Source organism: Altererythrobacter sp. CAU 1644 (assembly GCF_029623755.1).
Taxonomy (GTDB): Bacteria; Pseudomonadota; Alphaproteobacteria; order Sphingomonadales; family Sphingomonadaceae; genus Erythrobacter; species Erythrobacter arenosus.
Genome location: NZ_CP121106.1, coordinates 1,901,270 through 1,922,771 on the forward strand (window position 1 = coordinate 1,901,270; position 21,502 = coordinate 1,922,771).

At 62.3% G+C, this 21,502-nt stretch carries 30 protein-coding genes and 1 riboswitch; of the genes, 22 read left to right on the plus strand and 8 right to left on the minus strand.

Going from position 1 to position 21,502, the window contains the following annotated elements; all coding sequences use genetic code 11:
• Nucleotides 1–87 precede the first annotated feature (87 nt).
• From P7228_RS09465 to P7228_RS09475, 3 genes are all read left to right on the plus strand, one after another.
• Nucleotides 88–1,626, plus strand: coding sequence for a flavin-containing monooxygenase (locus tag P7228_RS09465; protein WP_278014992.1), 1,539 nt, complete (start codon nucleotides 88–90; stop codon nucleotides 1,624–1,626).
• Nucleotides 1,627–1,649: 23 nt separating this feature from the next.
• Nucleotides 1,650–2,051 (plus strand): hypothetical protein, encoded by a 402-nt coding sequence (locus P7228_RS09470; RefSeq protein ID WP_278014993.1) that lies wholly within the window; start codon nucleotides 1,650–1,652, stop codon nucleotides 2,049–2,051.
• Between the two features lie 66 nt (nucleotides 2,052–2,117).
• Nucleotides 2,118–2,744: a TetR/AcrR family transcriptional regulator gene (locus P7228_RS09475; RefSeq protein ID WP_278014994.1), complete on the plus strand. Its 627-nt coding sequence runs from the start codon at nucleotides 2,118–2,120 to the stop codon at nucleotides 2,742–2,744.
• Here P7228_RS09475 and P7228_RS09480 read toward each other — a convergent pair.
• From P7228_RS09480 to P7228_RS09490, 3 genes are all read right to left on the minus strand, one after another.
• Nucleotides 2,731–3,714 (minus strand): glutathione S-transferase, encoded by a 984-nt coding sequence (locus tag P7228_RS09480; protein ID WP_278014995.1) that lies wholly within the window; start codon nucleotides 3,712–3,714, stop codon nucleotides 2,731–2,733. The genes P7228_RS09475 and P7228_RS09480 overlap by 14 nt on opposite strands.
• Before the next feature lie 208 nt (nucleotides 3,715–3,922).
• Nucleotides 3,923–4,540: a hypothetical protein gene (locus P7228_RS09485; protein ID WP_278014996.1), complete on the minus strand. Its 618-nt coding sequence runs from the start codon at nucleotides 4,538–4,540 to the stop codon at nucleotides 3,923–3,925.
• Nucleotides 4,541–4,623: 83 nt separating this feature from the next.
• Nucleotides 4,624–5,691, minus strand: a complete 1,068-nt coding sequence (locus P7228_RS09490; protein ID WP_278014997.1) for a YadA-like family protein — start codon at nucleotides 5,689–5,691, stop codon at nucleotides 4,624–4,626.
• A 125-nt stretch (nucleotides 5,692–5,816) separates the two neighbouring features.
• Between P7228_RS09490 and P7228_RS09495 the strand changes: the two genes are divergently transcribed.
• Both P7228_RS09495 and thiC read left to right on the plus strand, forming a co-directional pair.
• Complete coding sequence (locus tag P7228_RS09495) at nucleotides 5,817–6,440, plus strand: TetR/AcrR family transcriptional regulator (RefSeq protein ID WP_278014998.1); 624 nt, start codon at nucleotides 5,817–5,819, stop codon at nucleotides 6,438–6,440.
• 41 nt (nucleotides 6,441–6,481) lie between these two features.
• Nucleotides 6,482–6,596: riboswitch (TPP riboswitch) on the plus strand.
• A 36-nt stretch (nucleotides 6,597–6,632) separates the two neighbouring features.
• Nucleotides 6,633–8,492, plus strand: coding sequence for a phosphomethylpyrimidine synthase ThiC (gene thiC, locus P7228_RS09500; protein WP_278014999.1), 1,860 nt, complete (start codon nucleotides 6,633–6,635; stop codon nucleotides 8,490–8,492).
• A gap of 72 nt (nucleotides 8,493–8,564) precedes the next feature.
• Here thiC and P7228_RS09505 read toward each other — a convergent pair whose 3' ends face one another.
• Entirely contained in the window at nucleotides 8,565–8,903 is a 339-nt protein-coding gene (locus tag P7228_RS09505; protein WP_278015000.1) for a hypothetical protein, read from the minus strand.
• A 374-nt stretch (nucleotides 8,904–9,277) separates the two neighbouring features.
• Between P7228_RS09505 and P7228_RS09510 the strand changes: the two genes are divergently transcribed.
• Together P7228_RS09510 and P7228_RS09515 are read left to right on the plus strand one after the other, a co-directional pair.
• Complete coding sequence (locus P7228_RS09510) at nucleotides 9,278–10,138, plus strand: hypothetical protein (RefSeq protein WP_278015001.1); 861 nt, start codon at nucleotides 9,278–9,280, stop codon at nucleotides 10,136–10,138.
• Nucleotides 10,131–11,033 (plus strand): nucleotidyl transferase AbiEii/AbiGii toxin family protein, encoded by a 903-nt coding sequence (locus P7228_RS09515; protein ID WP_278015002.1) that lies wholly within the window; start codon nucleotides 10,131–10,133, stop codon nucleotides 11,031–11,033. Before P7228_RS09510 ends, P7228_RS09515 begins: the two co-directional genes overlap by 8 nt.
• A gap of 43 nt (nucleotides 11,034–11,076) precedes the next feature.
• On the opposite strand, the gene P7228_RS09520 is transcribed toward P7228_RS09515, so the two are convergent.
• Nucleotides 11,077–11,550 (minus strand): YaiI/YqxD family protein, encoded by a 474-nt coding sequence (locus P7228_RS09520; protein WP_278015003.1) that lies wholly within the window; start codon nucleotides 11,548–11,550, stop codon nucleotides 11,077–11,079.
• A gap of 74 nt (nucleotides 11,551–11,624) precedes the next feature.
• Between P7228_RS09520 and P7228_RS09525 the strand changes: the two genes are divergently transcribed.
• Nucleotides 11,625–11,966 carry a hypothetical protein gene (locus P7228_RS09525; RefSeq protein ID WP_278015004.1) on the plus strand — a complete coding sequence of 114 codons (342 nt, stop codon included), beginning with the start codon at nucleotides 11,625–11,627 and terminating at the stop codon, nucleotides 11,964–11,966.
• 130 nt (nucleotides 11,967–12,096) lie between these two features.
• On the opposite strand, the gene P7228_RS09530 is transcribed toward P7228_RS09525, so the two are convergent.
• Nucleotides 12,097–12,231 carry a hypothetical protein gene (locus tag P7228_RS09530; RefSeq protein WP_278015005.1) on the minus strand — a complete coding sequence of 45 codons (135 nt, stop codon included), beginning with the start codon at nucleotides 12,229–12,231 and terminating at the stop codon, nucleotides 12,097–12,099.
• 154 nt (nucleotides 12,232–12,385) lie between these two features.
• On the opposite strand from P7228_RS09530, the gene P7228_RS09535 reads away from it, so the two are divergent.
• From P7228_RS09535 to P7228_RS09545, 3 genes are all read left to right on the plus strand, one after another.
• The gene (locus tag P7228_RS09535) at nucleotides 12,386–12,730 is read left to right on the plus strand and encodes an HPF/RaiA family ribosome-associated protein (protein ID WP_278015006.1); all 345 of its coding nucleotides are present in this window, start codon (nucleotides 12,386–12,388) and stop codon (nucleotides 12,728–12,730) included.
• Between the two features lie 254 nt (nucleotides 12,731–12,984).
• Nucleotides 12,985–13,197, plus strand: coding sequence for a cold-shock protein (locus P7228_RS09540; protein ID WP_278015007.1), 213 nt, complete (start codon nucleotides 12,985–12,987; stop codon nucleotides 13,195–13,197).
• Between the two features lie 71 nt (nucleotides 13,198–13,268).
• The gene (locus tag P7228_RS09545) at nucleotides 13,269–13,484 is read left to right on the plus strand and encodes a hypothetical protein (RefSeq protein ID WP_278015008.1); all 216 of its coding nucleotides are present in this window, start codon (nucleotides 13,269–13,271) and stop codon (nucleotides 13,482–13,484) included.
• A gap of 1 nt (nucleotide 13,485) precedes the next feature.
• On the opposite strand, the gene P7228_RS09550 is transcribed toward P7228_RS09545, so the two are convergent.
• Entirely contained in the window at nucleotides 13,486–14,055 is a 570-nt protein-coding gene (locus tag P7228_RS09550) for a lipocalin family protein (protein ID WP_278015009.1), read from the minus strand.
• 133 nt (nucleotides 14,056–14,188) lie between these two features.
• Between P7228_RS09550 and P7228_RS09555 the strand changes: the two genes are divergently transcribed.
• From P7228_RS09555 to P7228_RS09570, 4 genes are all read left to right on the plus strand, one after another.
• Complete coding sequence (locus tag P7228_RS09555) at nucleotides 14,189–14,689, plus strand: nuclear transport factor 2 family protein (protein WP_278015010.1); 501 nt, start codon at nucleotides 14,189–14,191, stop codon at nucleotides 14,687–14,689.
• Nucleotides 14,690–14,805: 116 nt separating this feature from the next.
• On the plus strand, nucleotides 14,806–15,264 hold the full coding sequence (locus P7228_RS09560) for a RidA family protein (protein ID WP_278015011.1): 459 nt from the start codon (nucleotides 14,806–14,808) through the stop codon (nucleotides 15,262–15,264).
• A 116-nt stretch (nucleotides 15,265–15,380) separates the two neighbouring features.
• Entirely contained in the window at nucleotides 15,381–15,896 is a 516-nt protein-coding gene (locus tag P7228_RS09565; protein WP_278015012.1) for a nuclear transport factor 2 family protein, read from the plus strand.
• 92 nt (nucleotides 15,897–15,988) lie between these two features.
• A complete protein-coding gene (locus P7228_RS09570) occupies nucleotides 15,989–16,615 on the plus strand; it encodes a protocatechuate 3,4-dioxygenase (RefSeq protein ID WP_278015013.1) in 627 nt (208 codons plus the stop codon).
• Nucleotides 16,616–16,751: 136 nt separating this feature from the next.
• Here the strand turns inward: P7228_RS09570 and P7228_RS09575 are convergent, their stop codons facing one another.
• Nucleotides 16,752–17,339, minus strand: a complete 588-nt coding sequence (locus P7228_RS09575; protein ID WP_278015014.1) for a hypothetical protein — start codon at nucleotides 17,337–17,339, stop codon at nucleotides 16,752–16,754.
• Nucleotides 17,340–17,475: 136 nt separating this feature from the next.
• Between P7228_RS09575 and P7228_RS09580 the strand changes: the two genes are divergently transcribed.
• The 7 genes from P7228_RS09580 to P7228_RS09610 all read left to right on the plus strand — a co-directional run bounded on the left by P7228_RS09580 (nucleotide 17,476) and on the right by P7228_RS09610 (nucleotide 21,501).
• Nucleotides 17,476–17,925: a COG3650 family protein gene (locus P7228_RS09580; protein WP_278015015.1), complete on the plus strand. Its 450-nt coding sequence runs from the start codon at nucleotides 17,476–17,478 to the stop codon at nucleotides 17,923–17,925.
• On the plus strand, nucleotides 17,925–18,290 hold the full coding sequence (locus P7228_RS09585) for a hypothetical protein (protein WP_278015016.1): 366 nt from the start codon (nucleotides 17,925–17,927) through the stop codon (nucleotides 18,288–18,290). Before P7228_RS09580 ends, P7228_RS09585 begins: the two co-directional genes overlap by 1 nt.
• A gap of 3 nt (nucleotides 18,291–18,293) precedes the next feature.
• On the plus strand, nucleotides 18,294–18,695 hold the full coding sequence (locus P7228_RS09590) for a GFA family protein (protein ID WP_278015017.1): 402 nt from the start codon (nucleotides 18,294–18,296) through the stop codon (nucleotides 18,693–18,695).
• A gap of 193 nt (nucleotides 18,696–18,888) precedes the next feature.
• Entirely contained in the window at nucleotides 18,889–19,974 is a 1,086-nt protein-coding gene (locus P7228_RS09595; RefSeq protein ID WP_278015018.1) for a PAS domain-containing protein, read from the plus strand.
• Nucleotides 19,971–20,369, plus strand: coding sequence for a response regulator (locus tag P7228_RS09600; protein WP_278015019.1), 399 nt, complete (start codon nucleotides 19,971–19,973; stop codon nucleotides 20,367–20,369). The genes P7228_RS09595 and P7228_RS09600 overlap by 4 nt, the downstream gene beginning before the upstream one ends.
• Before the next feature lie 261 nt (nucleotides 20,370–20,630).
• Nucleotides 20,631–21,221, plus strand: a complete 591-nt coding sequence (locus P7228_RS09605; protein ID WP_347402835.1) for a YbhB/YbcL family Raf kinase inhibitor-like protein — start codon at nucleotides 20,631–20,633, stop codon at nucleotides 21,219–21,221.
• Nucleotides 21,222–21,252: 31 nt separating this feature from the next.
• Entirely contained in the window at nucleotides 21,253–21,501 is a 249-nt protein-coding gene (locus P7228_RS09610) for an SWIB/MDM2 domain-containing protein (protein ID WP_278015020.1), read from the plus strand.
• The last annotated feature ends 1 nt before the right edge of the window (nucleotide 21,502 follow it).

Here is a 21,502-nt window from a genome sequence, read left to right on the forward strand (position 1 = left end):
GCAACCCGTCTTTCGCAGGATTGACCTCGATCAATGATTGCTGGCCGTAGCGCGCGCATCTTGCCATCATCACGAGAGGACCAAGCCATGGATCGACCCGCCAGCCAACCCGACGCCATCCATGTCGATGTATTGATCGTCGGCGCGGGGATTTCCGGCATCGGCTCCGCCTATCACCTGCAGGACCAGTGCCCCTGGGCGAGCTATGAGATCCTGGAGATGAAGGAGACCTTCGGAGGCACCTGGGAAACGCACAAATACCCCGGCGTCCGCTCGGACAGCGACCTCTACACCTTCGGCTATCGCTTCAAGCCGTGGATCGGCCCCCCGATCGCGAACGGCGAGGAAATCCTCAAATACATGGGCGAGGTGATCGAAGAGAACGGGATCGGCGAACACATTCGCTACGGCCACCGGATCACGCGCTGCGCCTTCTCGCGCGGCACCAATCTCTGGACGGTCGAGGCCGAGCGGCTCAGCGATGGCGCCCTCCAGCGCTTCACCTGCAACTTCCTGTGGATGTGCCAGGGCTATTACGACCACGAGACGCCCTACATCCCGCCCGAATGGCGCGAGAAGGGCCTTGACGATTTCCGGGGCGACTTCGTCCATGCGCAATTGTGGGACCCGGATTACGACTTCTCGGGCAAGCGCATCCTGGTGATCGGGTCGGGCGCGACCGCGGCGACGGTGGTGCCCGAATTCGCCGAGAAGGCCGCGCATGTCACCATGCTGCAGCGCTCGCCGACCTATTTCTATTGCTCTGAGAACAAGAACGAGCTGGCCGACCGCCTGCGCGAAGTCGGGATCGACGAACCGACGATCCATCGCGTGGTGCGCCAGCAGATCATGCACGACCAGGACCTGATGACGCGGCGCTGCATCGAGGAACCCGATGCCGTGTTCGAGGAGCTGAAGGAACTGGTCCGCGCCTTTACCGGCAAGCCCGATTTCGAATTCGAACCGCACTTCACGCCCAAGTATCGCGTGTGGCAGCAGCGGCTCGCCTTCTGCCCAGACGGCGACGTGTTCCGCGCGGCGGTAGCCGGCAAGCTGACAGTGGTGACCGACACGATCGAGCGCTTTACCGAGACGGGCGTGCGCACCGCCTCGGGCGAGGAGATCGAGGCAGACTTGATTGTCGCGGCGACGGGATTCCAGCTCTCGGTGATGGGCGGCATCCCGTTCGAGGTCGATGGCGCGGCGATCGACTGGCACGACACGGTCACCTATCGCGGAATGATGTTCACCGGCGTCCCCAACATGGCGTGGGTGTTCGGCTATTTCCGCGCCAGTTGGACCCTGCGCGTCGACATGCTGGGCGATTTCGTCTGCGCGCTGCTCAACCGGATGAAGGACAAGGGTGTAGCCCGGGTTGAAGTTGCCCTGCGGCCCGAGGATCGGGACATGGAGCTGCTCCCGTGGATCGAGGCCGACAATTTCAACCCGGGTTATCTGATGCGCGGGCTCGACAAGCTGCCGCGGCGCGGGGACAAGCCCGAATGGCGGCACAACCAGGACTATTGGCGCGAGCGCGAGGAGATACCGACAATCGATCTCGATGGCGCCGAATTCGTCTATGACGGTGAACGCGCGCTGGGTGAACGCGCGCAGGAATTGGCCTAGGCCAGCAAGGACAAGGGGGAAGGATGTACGACAATCTCGACATGGTCGCCTGGAGCGCCACGCTCCTGGGCCTCTTCGCCATCGCGGTGGCGATTGGCGCGCTGCGCTCGCCCGGCAAATGGGCCAAGATGGTCGAGGAGATCGAGAAGTCGCCCGCGCTGCAATTGCTGAGCGGCTTCATCGAGCTGTTCGTGGGCGCTGCCGTCTATCTGCTCTCGCCGTGGGATCCGGCCGACATCCTCTCGATCGTGATGAAGATCATGGGCGGGATGATGATGCTCGAGGCGCTGGTGGTGATGGCGATTTCAGACCTCTATTTCCAGACCTGGCTCAAGAACCTGGCGGCGATGCGGCGCGGCTGGCCGCTGGTCACGCTGGTGATCGGCGTCGTGCTGGCGGGCGCTGGCATGCTGCGCTTCGGTTAAGCCTCCGGCACAGCCGTAGCGGCAAGGGCTGGTGACATTCGCGCCCCGCGCTGCCAAGTGGGTAGCATGGTGCAGAGACGCAGCAAGGAAACGCGCGCGAAAGTGCTCGAGGCAGCGACCCAGCTGATCCTCGCAAATGGCCACGAATCCGTCTCGCTCAAGGAGATCTCCGAGCTGTCGGGTGTCTCGAACGGCAGCATCTTCCACCATTTCGGATCGAAGGAAGGGATCATCCAGGCGCTGTTCGTGCGCGAGCGCCAGAGATATCTCGGCTCGGTCGCCGATGCGATCCTGGCCTTCAAGGGCGACCCCTGCGATGCGATCGGTGAAGGCGCGAAGGCAGCGATGCACTATCACGCGCAATTCCCCCAGGAATACGACCGGCTGGTCGCCGAATTCAGCGAAAGCGAATGGCTGCGGCGCAACGAGGATGTCTGGCTCGAAGCGGCGAGTGCGATCGAGCGGCCGGTGATCGAGTGGGCGATGCCGCACTTTGCCAACGGTGCCTTGCCGATGCTGGCGCCCGCGGCGTTCCAGTCGATGATGCTGGGCCCCGCCGAAGTGGCGACGCGTTCCTATCGACAGGGGCGCTTTTCGGGCGATCTCGAAACGCAGATCGAGGCCATCGGCGAGTTCGTGGCGTTGGGAATTCGCGCCCTGCGCGACAAGGCGAGGTCGGTCACCGCGGACTGAGCAAATCGGTCCACGCGCTGCCAATCCATGCATCGACCCGCGCGCGATCCCCATCTGCAAGGCCGGTGTAGCGGGCGCGCAGGTCGGCGAGGCATTTGGCCTGGTACTTGAACGGCGCCTGGCGATAGCGGTGGCCCATCGCTTCCATTTCCAGTTCCTCGGCTCCCGCCGCCAGCGCGGCAGCATTCGCGGCGAGGAACGGCGCGTAGACTTCTCCCGCAACGCCCAGCAACTCGAGCGCGGCATCGCTGGGTTCGTCGGCCCATTCGCCCTCGACACCCGAGAGGTCGTCCATGTGGGCGCACCAGCGGTAGGTGTAGGGGAACTCCGCCCGCATCATCGCCTGCGGGGTGGGATCGGTCGCCAGTTGCGAGATCTGGCCGTAGAGGCCGAATTCGGCGAGGCTGGGGCGGGTGCCGAACAGGAAGAACGCGCTGGTCACGCGGCGTTCGAGGATGTCGAGCACGGCGCGCGCCGAGGCCTCGATCAACCCGAAATTCTCGCGCGTGCAGCCCACCATCGGCATGCGTCCGACCTGCCGCGCGCGAAACTGCTCCGCCCACGACTGGCTGGTCTTCAACCCGCCGCCGTGCAGGTTGTCGAAGGCGAGCCAGCGGCTCATTTGCACCTGGTCGACCTCTTCCAGCCAACGATAACCGAACATCGGCTTGGTCATCCATTCGTCGGCGAAATCCTCGAGCAGATGGGCGGCGAAGGCGATCGCGGGATCTGGCGGGACGACACCGCGCGCCTCGTGCCGCTGTTCCAGATCGTAGAGCAGGGGCGTGGAATCATTGGCGAACGAGCCGTCGGGATATTCCAGCACGGGGATGACCGGGGCACGCACTTGGCGCAAAGCCTCCTGGGTCGCAGCACCGTCACGCCACACGAAGGGTAACCGGCGATAGCGCAGCAGGCTGCGGATCTTCATCGAATAGGGCGAGGCGAGCGCGCCATAGAGTGTGTACATCGGTCCAGTTCTCCCGCGGGCGGCCTCGGGCGGAGGCCGTGCGGGGCAGACTATCCGCAAATCGCGCTCATGCAAAAACACCCGCCAAGGAAAAGAGAGGCGCGCCGGTCGTGGCGCGCCTCTCCCAAGTCCAGCCATGCAGGCTCGGTTGGCTGGTCTTTCCATTCTTCCCTGATCGCAGTCGAGCCTGCGCGATCAGGGGATCCGGTTAGCGCGGCTCCGACGGGGCCTGAACCTCGCTGGCAGTCGCGACGGTCGTGCCGTTCTGGCTCATCTTGGCGCGCTGCGGACGCTGCGGCGCCTGCACTTCGCTGGCGGTCGCGACGGTAGTTCCGTTCTGGCTCATCTTTGCACGCTGTGGACGCTGCGGCGCCTGCACTTCGCTAGCGGTCTCGACGGTGGTGCCGTTCTGGCTCATCTTTGCACGCTGTGGACGCTGCGGCGCCTGCACTTCGCTGGCGGTCTCGACGGTGGTGCCGTTCTGGCTCATCTTCGCACGCTGCGGACGCTGCGGCGCCTGCACTTCGCTGGCGGTCTCGACGGTGGTGCCGTTCTGGCTCATCTTCGCACGCTGCGGACGCTGGGGAGCCTGCACATCGTCTGCTGTTGGAACGGTGGTGCCACCTTCCTGGCGGAAAGGCTTGCCATTGGCGGCTTCACCCTTCTCGACATTCCAGCTGGTTTCAACCGCACCGTCGGTCGCGTTCTGGGCAACGCGGGTCAGTTCCTTCTTGGCGATCTTCTTGACCGAGCTCAGCAGCCCGGCATTGGCCGTCGCCGAGGTGGCGACAAGCGAAAGGGCGATAATCGATACAAACGTTTTCATGGTTACTCTCCTGCATTTCAGATTTTGGTTGGACTTGGACTTGGAGGGCGCCGGCCGCCTGTTGGCGGTCCCCGCCGGGTGGCTCACCAGCCGAAGCTGAAGCCGACGCGGGCGCCCGTCTTGCCGCGCTTGTTCAAACCGGTTGCGATGCCGGCGTTGATGGCGATGTTCTCCTTCACCAGCGCGCCGATCTGCAGCGCGCCGGCCCAGGCACCGTTGTAGGTGCCGACGTTGCCGGTCATGTTGAACCGCTTGCCGGGAAGGAAGGCGTTGCCCGACATGGCGATGGCGACGGCGGTCGAGCCGTCGATCTCGTCGTCGAAACGATCGAGCGTGTTGTCGAGGTTGAAGGCGAGGCCTTCGAGGGTTTGCAAGCGTGTTTCATGGTCGCCGAGCATCGCGCTGTTGGCGGCGATCGATGCAGCGTTATCCAGGATTTGGACACTAGCCGCACCGATCGCGATGGCATGCGATTGTAGCGTGGTGGTGGTGTCGTCGATCTGGTCCTGCAGGAAGGTGCCGAGCGAGCTCAACCCTGTCTGCACTTGGCCAAGAGTCGCCGCATCTGTGGCATTCACACCATCCGCGACATTGGTGATGCGGCGCTGAAAATTGGCGCTGCCGACCGACACCGTGGATTCTTCATCGGCGACCGAGGCATAGCCGATCGCGACGCTGCTGGTCGCATTCGCAGTCGACAGGGCGCCGAGTGCCATGGAGCGTGGCGCCCCCGCTTCGGCTGCGGCACCCAGGCTCGTGCTGTTCTGCTCGCTGGCGATGGAACTAGCGCCGACCGCGGTAGAACTGGTCCCGGAGGCTTCGCTCGAACGACCCACGGCCGAGGCGTTCTGCGCCGTTGCGTCAGCGCTCTGTCCCAGGGCTGTGGCGCTGGTGTCAGAAGCAACAGTGTTGCTGCCGATGGCAGTCGAAAAGATTCCGGTAGCGCTCGAACCGTCACCGACCGCGCTCGAACCGGATTCGTCCGCCTGGGCGAAATCGCCGCACTGGATCGAACCGGCGCCGGCGCCGTCGGTGCATGCCTGCGCCGCGGCAGGGGTAGGGGCAATCGCTGCAAAGGCGGCCACGCCCCCCAGCAAAATCGTGGCAATCTTGAGCCGGTCGAGCCGCTCTTTGTTGGTCGAAGCCTGCATTTTTCAATCCTCCTGATGGCGTTGACGAATCACCCACTAATCGAAATTGGAGTGAAAGTCTAGAGTGACAATCTAGAGAAATAGTCTAGAGTGACATTCGTGCAGGCGCGTGCCAAGGGAGCCGGATGGTGCAATCACGCAGCGAAGAGACGAGAAACAGGGTGCTGGATGCGACCCGTGAACTCCTGATGGCGCACGGTTTCAACGAGCTCACGATGAAGCACGTGCAGGAGAAATCCGGCATCTCGAACGGCTCGATCTTCCATCACTTCGGTTCGAAGGAAGGGATTGTCCGCGAGATATTCATCGAGGAACGGCGCCTCTATCTCGGCGCGATCGCCGATGCGATCGTCCACCATGAAGGCGATCCGTGCGATGCCTTCGCTGCCGGGGCGAGGCGGGCGGTTGATTACCAGCTGCAGGACATCGAGCGCTTCATGCGGCTGGTCGCGGACTTCAGCGACAGCGAATGGCTGCGCGCGAACAAGGAGCTGTGGCTCGATGCCGCCAACGACATACAGCGCCCGGTCGTCGAATGGGCGATGCCCCATTTCGCCAGCGGTGCCTTGCCGCTGCTGCCGCCGACGGTGTTTCAGTCGCTATCGCTGGGGCCGGCCGAATTCATCACCCGCTCGCAACGCCAGGGCCGGATCGAAAACGCGCTCGAACATGTCGACAGCCTTGCCGCGGCGATCGGGGCGGGGCTCAAGCATCTGCGCGATCTCCAGGCAGAAACGCAGCCGACCTGATCCACCGGCGATAGACATTCGCCCGCCAACGGCCTACATCCAGCCCATCCCCGGGGAGCCAGCTTTCGAACTTGGCTGAGAGGGGCAGGTTGCGCTGCCCGACCCGTCGAACCTGAACCGATTAGCATCGGCGGAGGGAGCGGGCGGCTATCCTGCCAGAAGTCCGTGCTCCGCCTCGAGGAGAGACTTCGCATGGCCGACATCAACAGCAAGCTCGAGATTGGCGTGACCACCGGGCCCATCAGGGGCAGCCGCAAGGTCCACGTCGGCGCGCGCACCGGATCGGGCGTTCGCGTCGCCATGCGCGAGATCGATCTGGAGGGCGGCGAAGAGCCGGTGCGCGTCTACGACACCTCCGGGCCCTACACCGACCCCGAGGCCAATATCGATATCCAGGCGGGCCTGCCGCAGCTGCGCCGCGAGTGGATCATGGCGCGCGGCGATGTCGAGGAATATGACGCGCGCGAGGTAAAGCCCGAGGACAACGGCCAGCTCGGCCCCGACCGCTCGGGCGGCGTCCCGCCGTTCCCCAATGTCCACAAGCGCGTGCTGCGCGCGAAGCCGGGCATGAACGTCAGCCAGATGCACTATGCCCGCCGCGGCATCATCACGCCCGAGATGGAATATGTCGCCGAGCGCGAGAACATCGGCCGCGCGAAGCTCGCCCAAATGCCCGAGGGCAACAGCTGGGGCGCAGCGATCCCGCAGGAAATCACCCCTGAGTTCGTCCGTGACGAGGTTGCGCGCGGCCGGGCGATCATCCCCTCCAACATCAACCACCCCGAGACGGAGCCCATGGCGATCGGGCGCAACTTCCTCGTCAAGATCAACGCCAATATCGGCAACTCCGCCGTGGCCAGCGACGTTGCGAACGAGGTCGACAAGATGGTCTGGTCGATCCGCTGGGGCGCCGACACGGTGATGGACCTCTCGACCGGCCGCAACATCCACGACACGCGCGAATGGATCATCCGCAACTCGCCCGTCCCCATCGGCACCGTGCCGATCTACCAGGCGCTGGAAAAGGTCGGCGGCATTGCCGAGGACCTGACCTGGGAGATCTTCCGCGACACGCTGATCGAGCAGGCCGAACAGGGCGTCGACTATTTCACCATCCACGCCGGCGTGCGCCTGCCCTATGTCCCGATGACCGCCAAGCGCGTCACCGGCATCGTCAGCCGCGGCGGCTCGATCATGGCGAAATGGTGCCTCGCGCATCACAAGGAGAGCTTCCTCTACGAGCGCTTCGACGAGATCACCGAGATCATGAAGGCCTATGACATCGCCTATTCGCTGGGCGACGGCCTGCGCCCCGGCAGTATCGCCGACGCCAATGACGAAGCCCAGTTCGCCGAGCTCTACACGCTGGGTGAGCTGACCAAGCGCGCCTGGGAGCAGGACGTGCAGGTGATGATCGAAGGCCCCGGCCACGTGCCGATGCACAAGATCAAGGAGAACATGGACAAGCAGCTCGAGGCCTGCGGCGAGGCGCCCTTCTACACGCTCGGCCCGCTCGTGACCGACATCGCGCCGGGATACGACCACATCACCAGCGGCATCGGCGCGGCGCAGATCGGCTGGTACGGCACCGCCATGCTCTGCTACGTCACGCCCAAGGAACACCTCGGCCTGCCCGACCGCGACGACGTGAAAGTGGGCGTGGTGACCTACAAGCTCGCCGCCCACGCCGCCGACCTCGCCAAGGGCCACCCCGCCGCGCAGGTCCGCGACGATGCGCTGTCAAAGGCGCGCTTCGAATTCCGCTGGCGCGACCAGTTCAACCTCTCGCTCGACCCCGACACGGCCGAGCAATACCACGACCAGACCCTCCCCGCAGAAGGCGCCAAGACCGCGCATTTCTGCAGCATGTGCGGGCCCAAGTTCTGCTCGATGAAGATCACGCAGGAAGTGCGCGACTTCGCTGCGAAGCAGGACCAGGAATCGACCGGCTTCATCGCTGCATCGGACGTGGCCGAGGCAGAGAAGGGCATGGAGGAGATGGCCGAGAAGTACCGCGACGGCGGCGACTTGTACGTGAAGACGGAGGACTAGCTCAACCGGGGCCACCTGCAAGGTGAGCGGTGGCGGCTGACACCGCTTCGCCTCCACCACAAAATCGTGGTATCATGCGCGCAGAACCACCCCATCGGGAGCCTCGCCATGCATATCACCAGACCGATCCTCGCCTTCGCGCTCCTCGCTGCGAGCGCGCCGCTGGCCGCCACCAACGAGGCCCGCCCCGCCACCGCCCCCGCCGGAAGCGCCGACACCCGGTACTGCATGCGTATTGCCGCCGTGACCGGCAGCCGCATCGAATCCGTCAGGTGCTGGACCCGCGCCGAATGGGAGCGTCAGGGCGTCGACGTTGACGTAGACTGGCCGCACGAAGGCGTGAAGGTGATTGGCTGAGAGCCCGGTCTCCCCGGCCAGGATCGCGCGGTAGCTGCGCGACTTCGCCGCCAAGCAGAATTCGGACAGAGCTACCTTGCGAGCGAGAACTTGCGTGCCGAGACCTCAGCCGAAGAGGCCGCGGAAGCGGAGAAGGGCATGGAGGAGGTGAGCGAGGTTTACCGTGACAAGGGCGAGAAGTTGTATTTGCCGGAGGACGATTGACTGCGGCGAAAAGCAACACGGAGGCAGGGAGTGCCCACTTGAGCTTCACCACCCCTTATACGCGTCCTTAGGACGCGTATAAGGGGTGGTGATAACAAAGTCAACTGCATCCACCTTCTGGTCCGACACTATTGACTTTTGACATGCTGCCCTATACCCTACGTCCTTAGGACGTAGGGTATAGGGCAGCACGGAAAATGGACCGATTTGCAAGGCGTCGGCAGTTGACGCATTTGGCAGAGGCCACCGCCGAGCGGCTGCAGCAAAGTGCTTTCTCTGTGATAGCAGACAGAGAGATATTTCGAGCGATGGTGCGCGTGTACGAGGCTGGCGAGACCAAATACTTGCGAGGCAATGAACCGACCTTGAGCATGCTTGAGTCGACGAAGGCTGCACTCAGTGCTGAAAATATCATTTCTAGAGATCGTGACTACGGAAGGTTTTGGCGTCTCAATATAGTGCCAGACAACGACGTAGCGGAAATTGTCACCCATGTGGATCCTGCAATCTATGTCTCACACCTATCTGCGATGGTGATCTACAACCTCACAACGCGCCGCCCAAAGCCGCTCTATCTAACAAAGGCTTCGGGAGCCGCGTGGAAAGAAATCCAGGAAAAAGTCCAAGAGGCCGAATTCTACCCGAAATATGAAACTCAGCCGCTCTCCAACGTGCACCACCCCAAACGAGTCCGAGGCCGACTACTCGAGACTTTGACGACAAAAAAATATGGCGACCACCTAACGACCCGCAATTCGCGCCAGCGAGTGGCGACCATAGGCCAGACATTTCTCGATATGGTGGAAAAGCCTTCTCTTTGTGGTGGAATGACGCATGTGCTTGAAGTCTACGAGGAGTACGCCGAAACACACCTGTCCGAAATCGTTCGAACCGTTGAGCAATCCGGAAGTCAAATCGCCAAGGTAAGGGCGGGATATATCCTAGAGGAATACATTTCCTTATCTCACGAAACAGTCTCAGGCTGGACGCAGTTCGCGCAACGAGGAAGCAGCCGTGTGCTTGATCCCGAGAAGCCTTTTGAACCACAATTCTCGGAACGGTGGATGATGTCGATCAATGTCTAGTCCTGAGCAAATCGAAGAAGCCCTGTCAGTCAATCTGGAATTATGGAGCGCCGACCCCAAGGCGGATACGAAGACACAATTGGAAAGGCAGGTGATTGAGGTTTTCCTCGTCGCCTTGGGTATGACGAAGAGTTGCGGCGAAAAAATATTCCTCAAAGGCGGAATTCTGATTGGTGCAATATATTCGAGCGGCCGTAACACCGCAGATATCGACTTTTCGACCGTTCTTGAACCCAGTAAGGATTTTCCAGATAAGCTTCGGGAGGAGCTCGGCGAAGCGTTGCCTCGCGCGACCGCTAAACTTGGAATGCCTGAGATATTATTAGATCTTCAATCGGTTAAATTTCGACCTAGAGAAGACTCTTTTGTAGAGGCGTCATATCCGGCAATTTCTGCGAAGTTCGCCTACGCCGAAAGAGGAAGCCCACAAGAGAAATCTCTTCTTGCTGGAACGTGTTCTCAGGTTCTTCACGCAGACATTAGCTTCAACGAGCCGATCGATTTTGTCCAAGAGGTCTATATAGAAGGATCCGAGGTAAGGATACTTGCTTATTCTCTAATAGACTTGGTCGCCGAAAAATATCGAGCAATACTGCAGCAAAAGGTACGCAATCGCGCAAGAAGGCAAGACGTTTTCGATTTGGATTATCTCATCTCGGAAAAGATCATTCAGGGCCTCGATAAAACGCAACTCCTCTCAACATTTCGAAGAAAGTGTGAGTCGAGAGATATCCAGCCGACGAAAGATTCACTGGACGACCCAGATGTGATCGAGAGATCAGAAAGAGATTGGGCGACTTTGGCATCAGAGGTCGAGGAACTGCCTGAATTCAAGCAGTCCTACGAAACAGTGCGAGATTATTACCACTCGTGGCCATGGAATTCCGGAGAATGATGTTGCCCAGAGTGTCCGATGATCTCTGGGAACCCAGACTCAGTTAGTCCCGCCCCATCCTCACCAGCACCCGGTCGAGCGCCTGCAGAAAGTTCGACCGGTCTGCCTTGCTGAACGGCGGCGGGCCGCCGCCAGCTGCTCCGAGTGGGCCGTCCATCCCGGCGCGCAGGTCTGCCATGATCGCGCGGGTGGCGATGGCGCTGCCGATGCTGGCGGCGTCGAAGCTCTTGCCGTCGTGGCGCAGCACCGTCGCGCCTGCCTTCAGGCAGCGTTCGGCCAGCAGGATGTCGGCGGTGATCACCACGCTGCGCTCTCCTGCGTTCTCGGCGATCCAGTTGTCCGCCGCGTCGAAGCTGTCGTTCACCACCACGCGCTTGACCCGCTCGCTCACCGGCACGCGGAAGGGGCTGTTGCTGACCACGCGGACATGCGCCTTGTGCCGGTCGGCCACGCGGTAGATCTCCTCCTTCACCGGGCAGGCATCGGCATCGACGAGGATGGTGACGGGTACGCTCATGCCTGCCTAGCTAACGGAAGGGGAGGTAGGCGCAAAACTTTCCTACAGCCCCAATCGATGCGTAACCCTTTCGGATGGAAACCACCCCTGACAACACCCGCTGGACGCCTGAGAAGGCGACCGCTTTCCTCAAGGCGCTGGCCCGCACCGGCAAGGTCGCTCCCGCCGCGCGCAGCGTCGGGATGAGCCGGCAGGCGGCCTATCGCCTGCGCGCTCGCGCTCCGAAATTTGCCGAGTTCTGGGAAATCGCGATGCGCGACGCGGCCGGCGCCAAAGCGGAGCGCAGGCGCCGCGGCAAGGCACTCCATCCGCTGCTCGCCAAACGGGTCACACCTTCGCCGCGCGCGGGTCACACTCCGGCGCAGGGCGGGTCACAGTTCGCCCGCGTACAGTCACGCTCGGGCCGCGCAGGGTGACAATCTGGCGCGCAGAGTTACGCTTTGGCGCGCCAGGTTTATAGAATGCGGCTTTTTGGCCCTGGACCCTGTTCCAAGTGTTCCATCCTGTTGGATTTCGCGGGGGGGCGCAGGCCGCGCCCGGCCCGGCTCAGCCGTTCTTCATGTTCTCCAGCCCCCTGATCGCGCCGGGCTTGAGGCTGGGGTTGGAGGCGTTGTGCTTGGGCGGTTGTTCCTTCTTGGGCTTGCGTGCTTCGCGGCTCTTCTTGCGTTGGCCCTTGGCCATGATCGTTTCCAGTCGGGGCGGAATGCCCCGCGCGCACGCTACGCCCTTTTGCGCGAATGCCCGCATCAATTCGTCTGTTCGAATTCGCTGGGAACCGCCGCGATGCTTCCCATATTGGTAGGAGAGAACCACAGCCAAACAGGAGCATCCGTCAATGCAGGTCCAGTTCTATTCCGACAGCACGGTGATGGGCACCCAGGAGGTCGCGACCCGGATCGAGGCGCGGGTGCGCGAGAAACTGGCGCGGTTCGAGGAGCGGCTGACCCGGCTCGAAGTCCATGTGCATGACGAGCATCGCCACACCCACGGCCATGACGACAAGGCCTGCACGCTCGAGGCGCGGCCGCGCGGTGGCCGGGCGATCGGGGTGACCGAGCATGGCTCGACCGTCGACGATGCCGCGCGCAAGGCGGCGATCACGCTCGCCCAGCGCTTGCAGCGGCATTTCGGCAAGGAGACGAAGCACAAGAAGGACCCGCGGCCCGAAAAGCAGCTCTAGCTTCGGCGGCGGCGGATTCGCCTTACGCCCGAATAGATTAGGTGAACCGGGCAAGCCGTGCTAATGCCCCCGCGCTGACGTCGAAATTTGCGACGGATGTCGAGATTTGAAGACCGCCGCTTGCCCCTTTTGCGTATCGCAAGGCTGGGCCCCGGCGTAAACCAGGCGACGATTTCCTTTCATCGGACGATTTGACGCACGACCCCCGCGCAATCTCGCGCGCGGGCAACCTCAGTTCTTTGAAAGGAACACACATGTCCAAGGTAGGCACCGTAAAATTCTTCAACGCCGACAAGGGTTATGGCTTCATCCAGCCCGACGACGGTTCGGCCGACAGCTTCGTCCATATTTCGGCCGTGCAGGCCGCTGGGATGCACACGCTCGATAAGGAGCAGCGCCTCAATTACGAAGTCGAAACCGGCCGCAACGGCAAGGAAAGCGCCGTCAACCTGTCGGCTGCCGACTGATTTTGCATGCGGGGGTGCGGTGGATTGCCGCCGCGCCCCCCTTCGCCCGCCCATCCCACCTAGGAGCACCCATGGCCGTAACCTACGAATTCTACATGCAGCGTGCCGAAGAGGCCGCTGCCGCCGCCAAGAACGCGACGCTCGCGAATGTGCGCGACCGCGAATTGCGTTCGGAAAAGACCTGGCGCGGTCTCGCCAACCAGGCGCGCGCGGTCGCCGTCCAGCGCGAGAAGGTCGAGCGTGAGAAGGCCGAAAAGCGCGAGCAGGCCGACGAGCCTGCGACCTAGTTTATGGCGCTGCCTGCTGCGTCAGCCGCACCAGGCCCCAATCATAACCGAGTTCTTTCACCCGCCCTTCGAGTAGAGCGCGCAGTTCGCCATCGGGTCGCGCCTCGCGGGTGAGCATCCACAAATAGCGGCCGCTCGGCTCGCCCACGATCGACCAGGCGTAGAGCCCGTCCGGCCCTTGCGGACCGCGGTCCAGCACCCAGTAATCGCCGTAGAACGGGCCGAAGAAGCTGACCTTGAGCTTGGCACCCTCGCTGCCCTCGACGATCTTGGCCTTGCCGGTGGACTGCCGGAACTTGCCCTCCAGCGAATCCTGGTAGCAGGAGTTGACCACGCGGATCCGCTCGTCATCGCGCAGCGAGTATTCCGCCGTCACGCCCTCGCACCCCTTCTGGAACGGCGCTTCGTAGCGGCCGTATTCATACCATTTCCCGAGATAGGCGTTGAGCTCGACCGGCTTGGCAGGCTGCGGCACGCTGGCATTGCCGACCGGGCCGGGCGTGCCGACGCAGGCGGCGAGGAGCAGGCCGGTACCGGCGAGAAAGGCGAGGGCGAGGGTCTTGTTGTTCATGGCAAGAGAACCGCTGCGACAAGGGGAGGTTCCGTGCGGCGCTGCAACATGCGTCCGTATTGTAACTGTGCTGGGTCGTCCCGCGAACAAGCTAAGGGACCGCCTGATTGCTGCAACGGGAGGATAATTGGACATGCGGACAGCAGTGACTCTGGTCGCGGCGTTGGCACTGGCAGGATGCCAGTTCGACCAGGATGAAGGGATCGGTCAAGAGGTCGCCGAGGAATTGGTCGACCGGTACTACGCCAAGTTCCAGCAGCCCGGCTTTCTCATCGACGATCTGATGAAGTTCTATTCGCCGGACATCGCATTCGTTGATCCGACCTACGAGATTGTCATGAATGGCGAATCCGAGTTTCGCGAAACCTATGCCGAACTCGGAACGGCACAGAGCAATTATCGCAATATCAAGTGGGACATTGCCGAGGTCGTGACCTCCGGTGACAAGGTTGTGATCTATGGCAACTGGTCGGGTACCTTCCACCATTGCCCTTTTGAGGTGGCATTCACCACATACTGGAAGCTCGAAAACGGCCTGATAGTAGAGCAACGCGATTTCTTCGCTGCCCCTGCCTTCGATCGACAAGTCGGTTGGGATCCGGCGACCGCAAGTGCGACTTGCGCGAAGCACTGACAGTGCTGCCCCGCTCGTTTCCCTAGTCAATCCACACCGGCCGGACAGGTCGGTCGGCTTTCGTTTCCCAGCCGCGGCCGGGCGGTGTATCTGCCGGGAGGGAGAGGGAGGAGCCCATGATCGAGTCGAAGACCTTTATTCGCTTCTGTGCTGCCGCGTTGGCCGCCGGGCTGACCGTGTCGGCTGCGGCGCATGACAAGGGGCCGGTGTTCACGCCGTCACCCCTGCCGTACCCCTTTTCCGATGCGGTCCAGGTGGGCGACCTGCTGATCTTTGCCGGCGATATTGGGATGGCAGAGGACGGGCAGACCGTCGAACCGGGTGGCATCGAGCCCGAGACACGGCGGATCATGATCCGGCTCGGCGAGCGGTTGGCGGCACATGGCCTCGACTACAAGGATGTGGTCAAATGCACCGTGATGCTGACCGACATGAGCGAATGGCCAGCATTCAACGCCATCTACGCCGAATATTTCGCGAAACCCTATCCGGCGCGCTCGGCCTTCGGTGCCAACGGGCTGGCGCTCGGCGCGCGGGTCGAGCTCGAGTGCTGGGCTTACAAGCAAGCGGCCTGAGCGCCTTCGCCGGTCGAGAGGCGGGCGTCGCTGGTCGAATGGGAGAGGCGGCACCCGGTGCTGCCCCGTTACGGGGCGAGGCGTGGTCGTGCCCCCTCCCATCGGAGCGCCTATTTATGACAAGACTGATGTTCGCCGCCCTGTTGCCGCTCGTTTCGCTCGCCGCAGCTCCGCTCGCTGCCGAGGAGGGTGAGCGCCCCGGCTATGGGGAAATGACAGCCGCGACTGCACCGATTGCCGATGCCTATTTCGCGGCTTACACCGGCCGCGATTGGTACCGGCTCGAGGCATTGGCAGCCGACGACGCGAGTTTCGAGGACCCGACCGCGACCTACGTCTTCGGCGGCGTGGCCTCGGCAGGCCGCACGGCGATGATGGAGCGCTTCCGCGTCGGATATGCAGGCATCACGCATATGGAATTCGAGACCGCTCGTCGCTTCGTGTCGGGTGATCTCGCGATCTACGAAGGTGAACTCGACTGGGGCCTCGACCTTGGTGACGGCACCCTGGTTTCGAGCGTGACACCGATGGTCATCATCCTGACTGTCGAGAATGGCAAGGTCGTGAAGCATCGCGACTATGTCGACTACGCGCCCTTCAACGCGGCGGTGAAGGCAGCGAGGGGCGCATAGCAAGCCACAACGCGGCATCCGATAGACAGGCTTCGCGAAACCGCCTAATCTTCCACCTTGGGTCGCCTTGGATCGATGAGGGGAGGGCGGTCATGCCAAATCGCAAATACGTTGTTTCACGCCGAGCTTTCGCGGCGGGCGCATTGGTCGGCGCAGCGAGCGCCTCCAGCGTGCTGGCGCAAACGGTGACGGCCGAGTCGCCGATGGGGCCGTTTTTCCCGACCTCCTATCGCGGCGAGACGGATGCGGATCTGACGCGCATCGCCGGTCATGCGAACCGCGCGAAGGGACAGGTCATCGAGGTGATGGGCCGCGTGCTCGACATGCGTGGAAACCCGATCCACGGCGCACGGCTGGATATCTGGCAGGCGAATGCCGCAGGGCGCTACGCCCATCCGCAGGATCCGGCGATCATGCCGCTCGACCCCGACTTCCAGGGCTATGCCAGCATCCATACCGGCAGCGATGGCAGTTGGAAGCTGACCACGATCAAGCCCGGCAGCTACGACAGTCCGATCGGGAACAGGCCGCCGCATATTCACATGGACGCAACCGGCATCGATGCCCGGAACGTCTTGCAAATGTATTTCCCGGAAGACGATGCGGCGAACCGGCGCGACGAGCTCTACAAGTCGCTTGGCGCAGGCGCGCCCACATCGGTCGCCACGGCGCTGGGCGACAATCGCTACAGTTGGGACATCGTCCTGCTCGAAGGCTAGCCAAGATAGCGCTTGCACGCACCGTCGCCGAACGTGCGGAGTTGATAACGGTTTGCGGGCGACCGAGCCGTTACGACCCGGGGAGATGGCTTATCCTGCCATCCTGCCACGTTCGGTCGCCCGCATGGCGCAAGGATCAGTTCCGCGCGGCGAGTTCTGCCTCGACGTCGATGGTCCGAGCCCTGCTGTCATTTGCCGCCTCGCGCTGGGCAAGGCGATTGGCGGACATGTTGCGCGCCGGAATTTCCCGCACGGCGACGCGCTGTTCGAAGATGCCCTGTTCGAGTGGGACGTAGCTTGCCTGTTGCAAACGAGCCGTCTCCAATCTGTCGTCGGAAGGTTGAGGAATGGGTTGCTGGGCATCGAGCGCCTGGGCCTGCTCGAAACTCACATTCCGGGCGGAATAATAGCCCTCTTGAGAGCCCGCCAGGTCGAGCGATTCCTCAAGCGATTGGACGCGTCGCACCCGGTCGCGCAGGCGCCCGTGAAAAACCAATTCGGCAACCTCGATGGTGCCTTCCGGCGTCACGAGCGGATATTGATCGCGCGCGGCAATCATCCGCCGTTGCTCGTCCACGGTGGCAAACTGCGTGGCGTGCCGGGGAATGTTATCGAAGGTGTCGCCGTAACGGCTGAGCGGATCGGTCGGCGTCGACATGCCAACCGCCGTTCCGGCACCGATGGCAAGCGCCATCGCGCCCAAGATCATGGGCGTGCGCTTCATTGTACTACCTCCAACTGAAACAGTGTTTGATTGCACAACGGGCCAACGGCATCGTAGGTTCCACACAGCGCACAGGGCGCTTGTGGAGCAGGCAGCGATTGCCTAGTCTCGTTGTTCAGGGGGAGGAGCTTTGTCCTTGAAGTATAGACTTATTATCTTGGCGCCGATCGCCTGTTTCCTCGCAAGTGCATGCACAAGCGAGGAAAGTGCGACGGCCGAGGCGGACAGCATTAGCGAGGACACGGCGGCCTATTCGGGAATTTCGGCTGATGAGGCCGTGACGCTCGTCGGTACGGAGCCATTCTGGGGCGCCGAGATCACGGGCGAGGATCTCAGGTGGACCACGCCTGAGAACATCGAAGGGGTGACCATCCAGGTCGCTCGCTTTGCCGGCAATAATGGCCTCGGATATTCGGGCGAGCTCGAAGGGGAAGCGATGCAGATCGCGGTCACGCCGGGCGAATGCTCCGACGGAATGAGCGACCGAACCTATCCTTTCACGGCTACAATCACGATCGGCGACCGGCAGTTGACAGGCTGCGGCTATACCGACGTCCAAAAATATTCAGGCGAGGAGACACCTTGATGAACGAATCTGGCGACGTGGCGCGTGGCTGGCGCAATTTCTTCTGGATCGCTGCTATCTTCAATTTTCTGATCGGCCTCGCCGGGATGATCACGCCCGACGCTTCGGTCGACGCACGGATCGTCGGGCTGCTCGTTTTCTGTTTCGGCGTGGTCTACTATTTCGTGGCGCGCGATCCGCTGAGATACGCTCAGGTCCTGTGGGCTGGGGTCATCGGCAAAGTCGGGGTCGTGGCACTGCTCGCGCCCGAGGCATTTGGCGAGAATGGCGAACCGCTCGTTGCCGCAGTTCTCGTCGGTGACGCGCTCTTCGCGCTTGGGTTCCTGGCGTTCCTGTTCACCGGCGCCGACGCGGGAGGGGAATAGGTTATGGCGATGACCGGCGGCTGCCTGTGCGGCAAGGTTCGCTACAAGATCTCCGGCGAGCCACAGATGAGCGTGATCTGCCATTGCAAGAATTGCCAGAGGCAGGCCGGCTCCTCCTTCTCCGCGATTATCGGCGTTCCGCGCGAGGCGCTGGAGTATGAAGGGGAGATCAAGACCTACGCGGACAAGGGCGACAGCGGGGGTTCGGTCGACCGCCAGTTCTGCCCGGATTGCGGATCTCCGCTGTTCTCACTGGTTGGCAGCTTGCCGCAGATGGTCTTCGTCAAGGCCGGGACGCTCGACGATACTTCGAACCTGCAGCCCGCGATGCACATCTTTACCAAGAGCAAGCAGGCATGGGTCGAATTGGGTGACCTTCCGGCGTTCGATACCGCCCCAGGTTAGGGTTTTCGTAGTAACCACGGAAAAAAATTTTCCGAAAATTGCCTTTGCCAAGCAAAGATTTCACTCGCCTCTGCCGGAGTAGCGCGCGGTTACGAGGGAACGCTCTGCCCGTTTGTGCCGTTAGTCTGCCAATTGGCAATAAAGCGCAAAGCGCTGGCCCCTTGCTTGGGCTGCAACTGATTAGGCATTTACATTGACGACAGATGACAATCACGACGCGCGTCGCGTGGCGCAGGCGTCCATGCGTTTCGACGACGCGCCAGAACGCTTCCAGAAAGGCCATGAAGGGGATCACTTCTCCGGCGCCTCAGGCGTGCTTTTCGAACAGGCGATGGCGCAGACGCGCATGGCGATCTGCCTGTGCGATCCGAAGCTCGACGACCTTCCGATCGTGTTCGCCAACCGCGCCTTCCGCGAGCTGACCGGTTACGACGAAGAGGATATCATCGGAAACAATTGCCGGTTCCTGCAGGGCCCCGACAGCGATCCTGCGGCGGTCGAGCGGATCCGTCACGCCCTCAAGCATGAAGAGGTCGTGGTGGTCGAACTGCTCAACTATCGCAAGGATGGGTCGAGCTTCTGGAATGCACTCCACCTCGGGCCGATCTACAATAGCGACGGCGACCTGGTGTATTTCTTCGGTAGCCAATGGGACGTCAGCGATGTCCGGGCAGCGCGTGCCGAGGAACGCCATGCCAAGGCAATGGCGCGTGAGCTTTCGCACCGCATGAAAAACATGTTTGCGGTGATTTCCGGCATCGTCAACGTCACCGGGCGAATGCGCGGCATCCAAGCCGAAGCGACCGAGATCAACGAGCGCATCCAGGCATTGGGCCGGGCGTATGAAACCACGCTCGATGACGCCTCCAGCGGCAGTATCCAGATCGGCGAGGCGATCCGGGCGGTCCTCGCTCCCTACGGGGACGCAGGCCAGCACCTCGAGCTCAAGGGCAATGGCGCGCGCATGCCGTTTGGGACGGTGTCCCTGGTCGGGCTGATGCTGCACGAACTTGCCGCCAACGCGACCAAGTACGGCGCGTGGTCCAATGATGACGGCTGGGTGACGGTCGACTGGGGCATGGATCAGGCGGGTGACGCGCTGGTCATCGCCTGGAGCGAAAGAGGCGGACCGCCGATTGACCAGGAGGCAATCCAGCCCGGCACCGGGACCGCGATCATGGATCGCCTGCTGCGCGCCGGGCAAGGCACAATCGAGCGGCGCTGGAAACCGGAAGGGCTTTCGGTCGTTATTACCTTGCCCGCCAAGGACCGGAAATGAGCGAAACCTATAACATCCTGTTGCTCGAGGACGAGCCCTTGATCCTGATGGATCTTGAGATGGCTGCCGAAGACCTCGGCTGCTCGGTGCATTCGACCACCACCGCCGAGGCCGCGCTGGCATTGATCGAGCAGCATGACGAAGAACTCGATGTCGCCATTCTCGACGTGTCCCTGGGCGGGGGGAAGACCTGTTTCCCGGTGGCGAACGCGCTCAAGCAGGTTGGCATCCCCTTCATTCTCCACTCCGCAGACCTCGATCGCCACAACGAGCGCATTCGCGAGCTCGACGCCGAGCTGATCGCCAAGCCCGCGCCCTCCGACAAGGTCATCGAGATCGCTTTATCGAGGATCGATCCCCGGTCGGGCGCGAGCATGCGCCTCGCCGCCGAATAGCCTTTTGGGGGGCTGAGACTCGCTGCCACGGCAGGATATGGTGCGCTGCCACCAGGTTATGCGCACAGGATTTTCCCCGTGCGCAGGATACAATTTCGCCTCCAGCAACCCCTCTGACGCCAGATTCTCCCTTGGATTCTTTCGCTTCGGCGCAATTTTGCGCTGCATCGGGGGAAAACCGGTGCAAATTCGCCTTGGCTGCCTCGTCACGCCCTAGGGAAACGCCTAGCACCGGGGGCCGGAACAAGGAGTATTGCCCCGGTGAATAGCGTGCCCGACTGGTTGACTTCGGCTTTGCCGCCAGCTGCCCAGCATTCGGGTCTGGCTGTTGCCAAGCTCGGTAGTGCCGGTGTGCACGGCAAGGGCGGCCTTGCGCTGTCCAGTCCGGCCTTTCGCGACGGTGGCGAACTCGACCCGTGCTTTACTGCCGACGAGGAAGACGCGGTTGCGCCGCCGCTCGAATGGAGCGCGCCGCCCCCCGGAACGCAGGAACTCGTCGTGATTGTCGAGGATGCCTCGACCGAGGGTGACGAGCCCCGCTGCCATTGGCTGGTGTGGGGGCTTGCAGGGCAACGCGGCAAGCTGCTTGAAGGGGAAGTCCCCCCGCGCACCGGAAAGAACTCGCTCGGCAACTCGGAATGGCTCCTGCCCGACCTGCCAAAGGGCGAAACCCACACATTCGTATTCCAGCTGTTCGCACTCGATCTTCCGCTCACCCTGATGCCAGGGGCGAGCCGGGGGGAACTGCTCGCAGCCCTGGATGGGCATGTCGTCGCCAGCCATGCGCTGGTCGCCCAATACACCAAGTCGGATGAAGAAGAAGCCGACTGGAACGATGACGACTTCGAGTGATCAACGGCCATAAATAGGAAAGGAACTGACAATGGCTGGCAACAACGCACTGCAAAAGCCGGTGAACCTCTCGCCGCAGCTGGAGAATGTGGTTGGCAAGGGTCCGATGACCCGCGCCCAGGTCACCTCCAAGGTTTGGGACTACATCAAGGCAAATGGACTTCAGGATTCGAAGGACAAGCGCCAAATCAATCCCGATGACAAGCTTGGCGCGGTGATCGGCACTTCGCAGATCTCCATGTTCAAGATGACGGCTGCGGTTTCCAAGCACCTCAGCTGAT

Bases quoted from the DNA above. Each gene is read 5' to 3' on its own strand.
- P7228_RS09565 (WP_278015012.1), top strand. From the start codon at position 15,381: ATGACAAGACTGATGTTCGCCGCCCTGTTGCCGCTCGTTTCGCTCGCC.
- P7228_RS09600 (WP_278015019.1), top strand. From the start codon at position 19,971: ATGAGCGAAACCTATAACATCCTGTTGCTCGAGGACGAGCCCTTGATC.
- P7228_RS09590 (WP_278015017.1), top strand. From the start codon at position 18,294: ATGGCGATGACCGGCGGCTGCCTGTGCGGCAAGGTTCGCTACAAGATC.
- P7228_RS09570 (WP_278015013.1), top strand. From the start codon at position 15,989: ATGCCAAATCGCAAATACGTTGTTTCACGCCGAGCTTTCGCGGCGGGC.
- P7228_RS09575 (WP_278015014.1), bottom strand. From the start codon at position 17,339: ATGAAGCGCACGCCCATGATCTTGGGCGCGATGGCGCTTGCCATCGGT.
- P7228_RS09525 (WP_278015004.1), top strand. From the start codon at position 11,625: ATGGAAACCACCCCTGACAACACCCGCTGGACGCCTGAGAAGGCGACC.
- P7228_RS09530 (WP_278015005.1), bottom strand. From the start codon at position 12,231: ATGGCCAAGGGCCAACGCAAGAAGAGCCGCGAAGCACGCAAGCCCAAG.
- P7228_RS09535 (WP_278015006.1), top strand. From the start codon at position 12,386: ATGCAGGTCCAGTTCTATTCCGACAGCACGGTGATGGGCACCCAGGAG.
- P7228_RS09520 (WP_278015003.1), bottom strand. From the start codon at position 11,550: ATGAGCGTACCCGTCACCATCCTCGTCGATGCCGATGCCTGCCCGGTG.
- P7228_RS09465 (WP_278014992.1), top strand. From the start codon at position 88: ATGGATCGACCCGCCAGCCAACCCGACGCCATCCATGTCGATGTATTG.
- P7228_RS09545 (WP_278015008.1), top strand. From the start codon at position 13,269: ATGGCCGTAACCTACGAATTCTACATGCAGCGTGCCGAAGAGGCCGCT.
- P7228_RS09540 (WP_278015007.1), top strand. From the start codon at position 12,985: ATGTCCAAGGTAGGCACCGTAAAATTCTTCAACGCCGACAAGGGTTAT.
- P7228_RS09480 (WP_278014995.1), bottom strand. From the start codon at position 3,714: ATGTACACACTCTATGGCGCGCTCGCCTCGCCCTATTCGATGAAGATC.
- P7228_RS09555 (WP_278015010.1), top strand. From the start codon at position 14,189: ATGCGGACAGCAGTGACTCTGGTCGCGGCGTTGGCACTGGCAGGATGC.
- P7228_RS09475 (WP_278014994.1), top strand. From the start codon at position 2,118: ATGGTGCAGAGACGCAGCAAGGAAACGCGCGCGAAAGTGCTCGAGGCA.
- P7228_RS09560 (WP_278015011.1), top strand. From the start codon at position 14,806: ATGATCGAGTCGAAGACCTTTATTCGCTTCTGTGCTGCCGCGTTGGCC.
- P7228_RS09550 (WP_278015009.1), bottom strand. From the start codon at position 14,055: ATGAACAACAAGACCCTCGCCCTCGCCTTTCTCGCCGGTACCGGCCTG.
- thiC (WP_278014999.1), top strand. From the start codon at position 6,633: ATGGCCGACATCAACAGCAAGCTCGAGATTGGCGTGACCACCGGGCCC.
- P7228_RS09610 (WP_278015020.1), top strand. From the start codon at position 21,253: ATGGCTGGCAACAACGCACTGCAAAAGCCGGTGAACCTCTCGCCGCAG.
- P7228_RS09495 (WP_278014998.1), top strand. From the start codon at position 5,817: ATGGTGCAATCACGCAGCGAAGAGACGAGAAACAGGGTGCTGGATGCG.
- P7228_RS09585 (WP_278015016.1), top strand. From the start codon at position 17,925: ATGAACGAATCTGGCGACGTGGCGCGTGGCTGGCGCAATTTCTTCTGG.
- P7228_RS09515 (WP_278015002.1), top strand. From the start codon at position 10,131: ATGTCTAGTCCTGAGCAAATCGAAGAAGCCCTGTCAGTCAATCTGGAA.
- P7228_RS09470 (WP_278014993.1), top strand. From the start codon at position 1,650: ATGTACGACAATCTCGACATGGTCGCCTGGAGCGCCACGCTCCTGGGC.
- P7228_RS09485 (WP_278014996.1), bottom strand. From the start codon at position 4,540: ATGAAAACGTTTGTATCGATTATCGCCCTTTCGCTTGTCGCCACCTCG.
- P7228_RS09490 (WP_278014997.1), bottom strand. From the start codon at position 5,691: ATGCAGGCTTCGACCAACAAAGAGCGGCTCGACCGGCTCAAGATTGCC.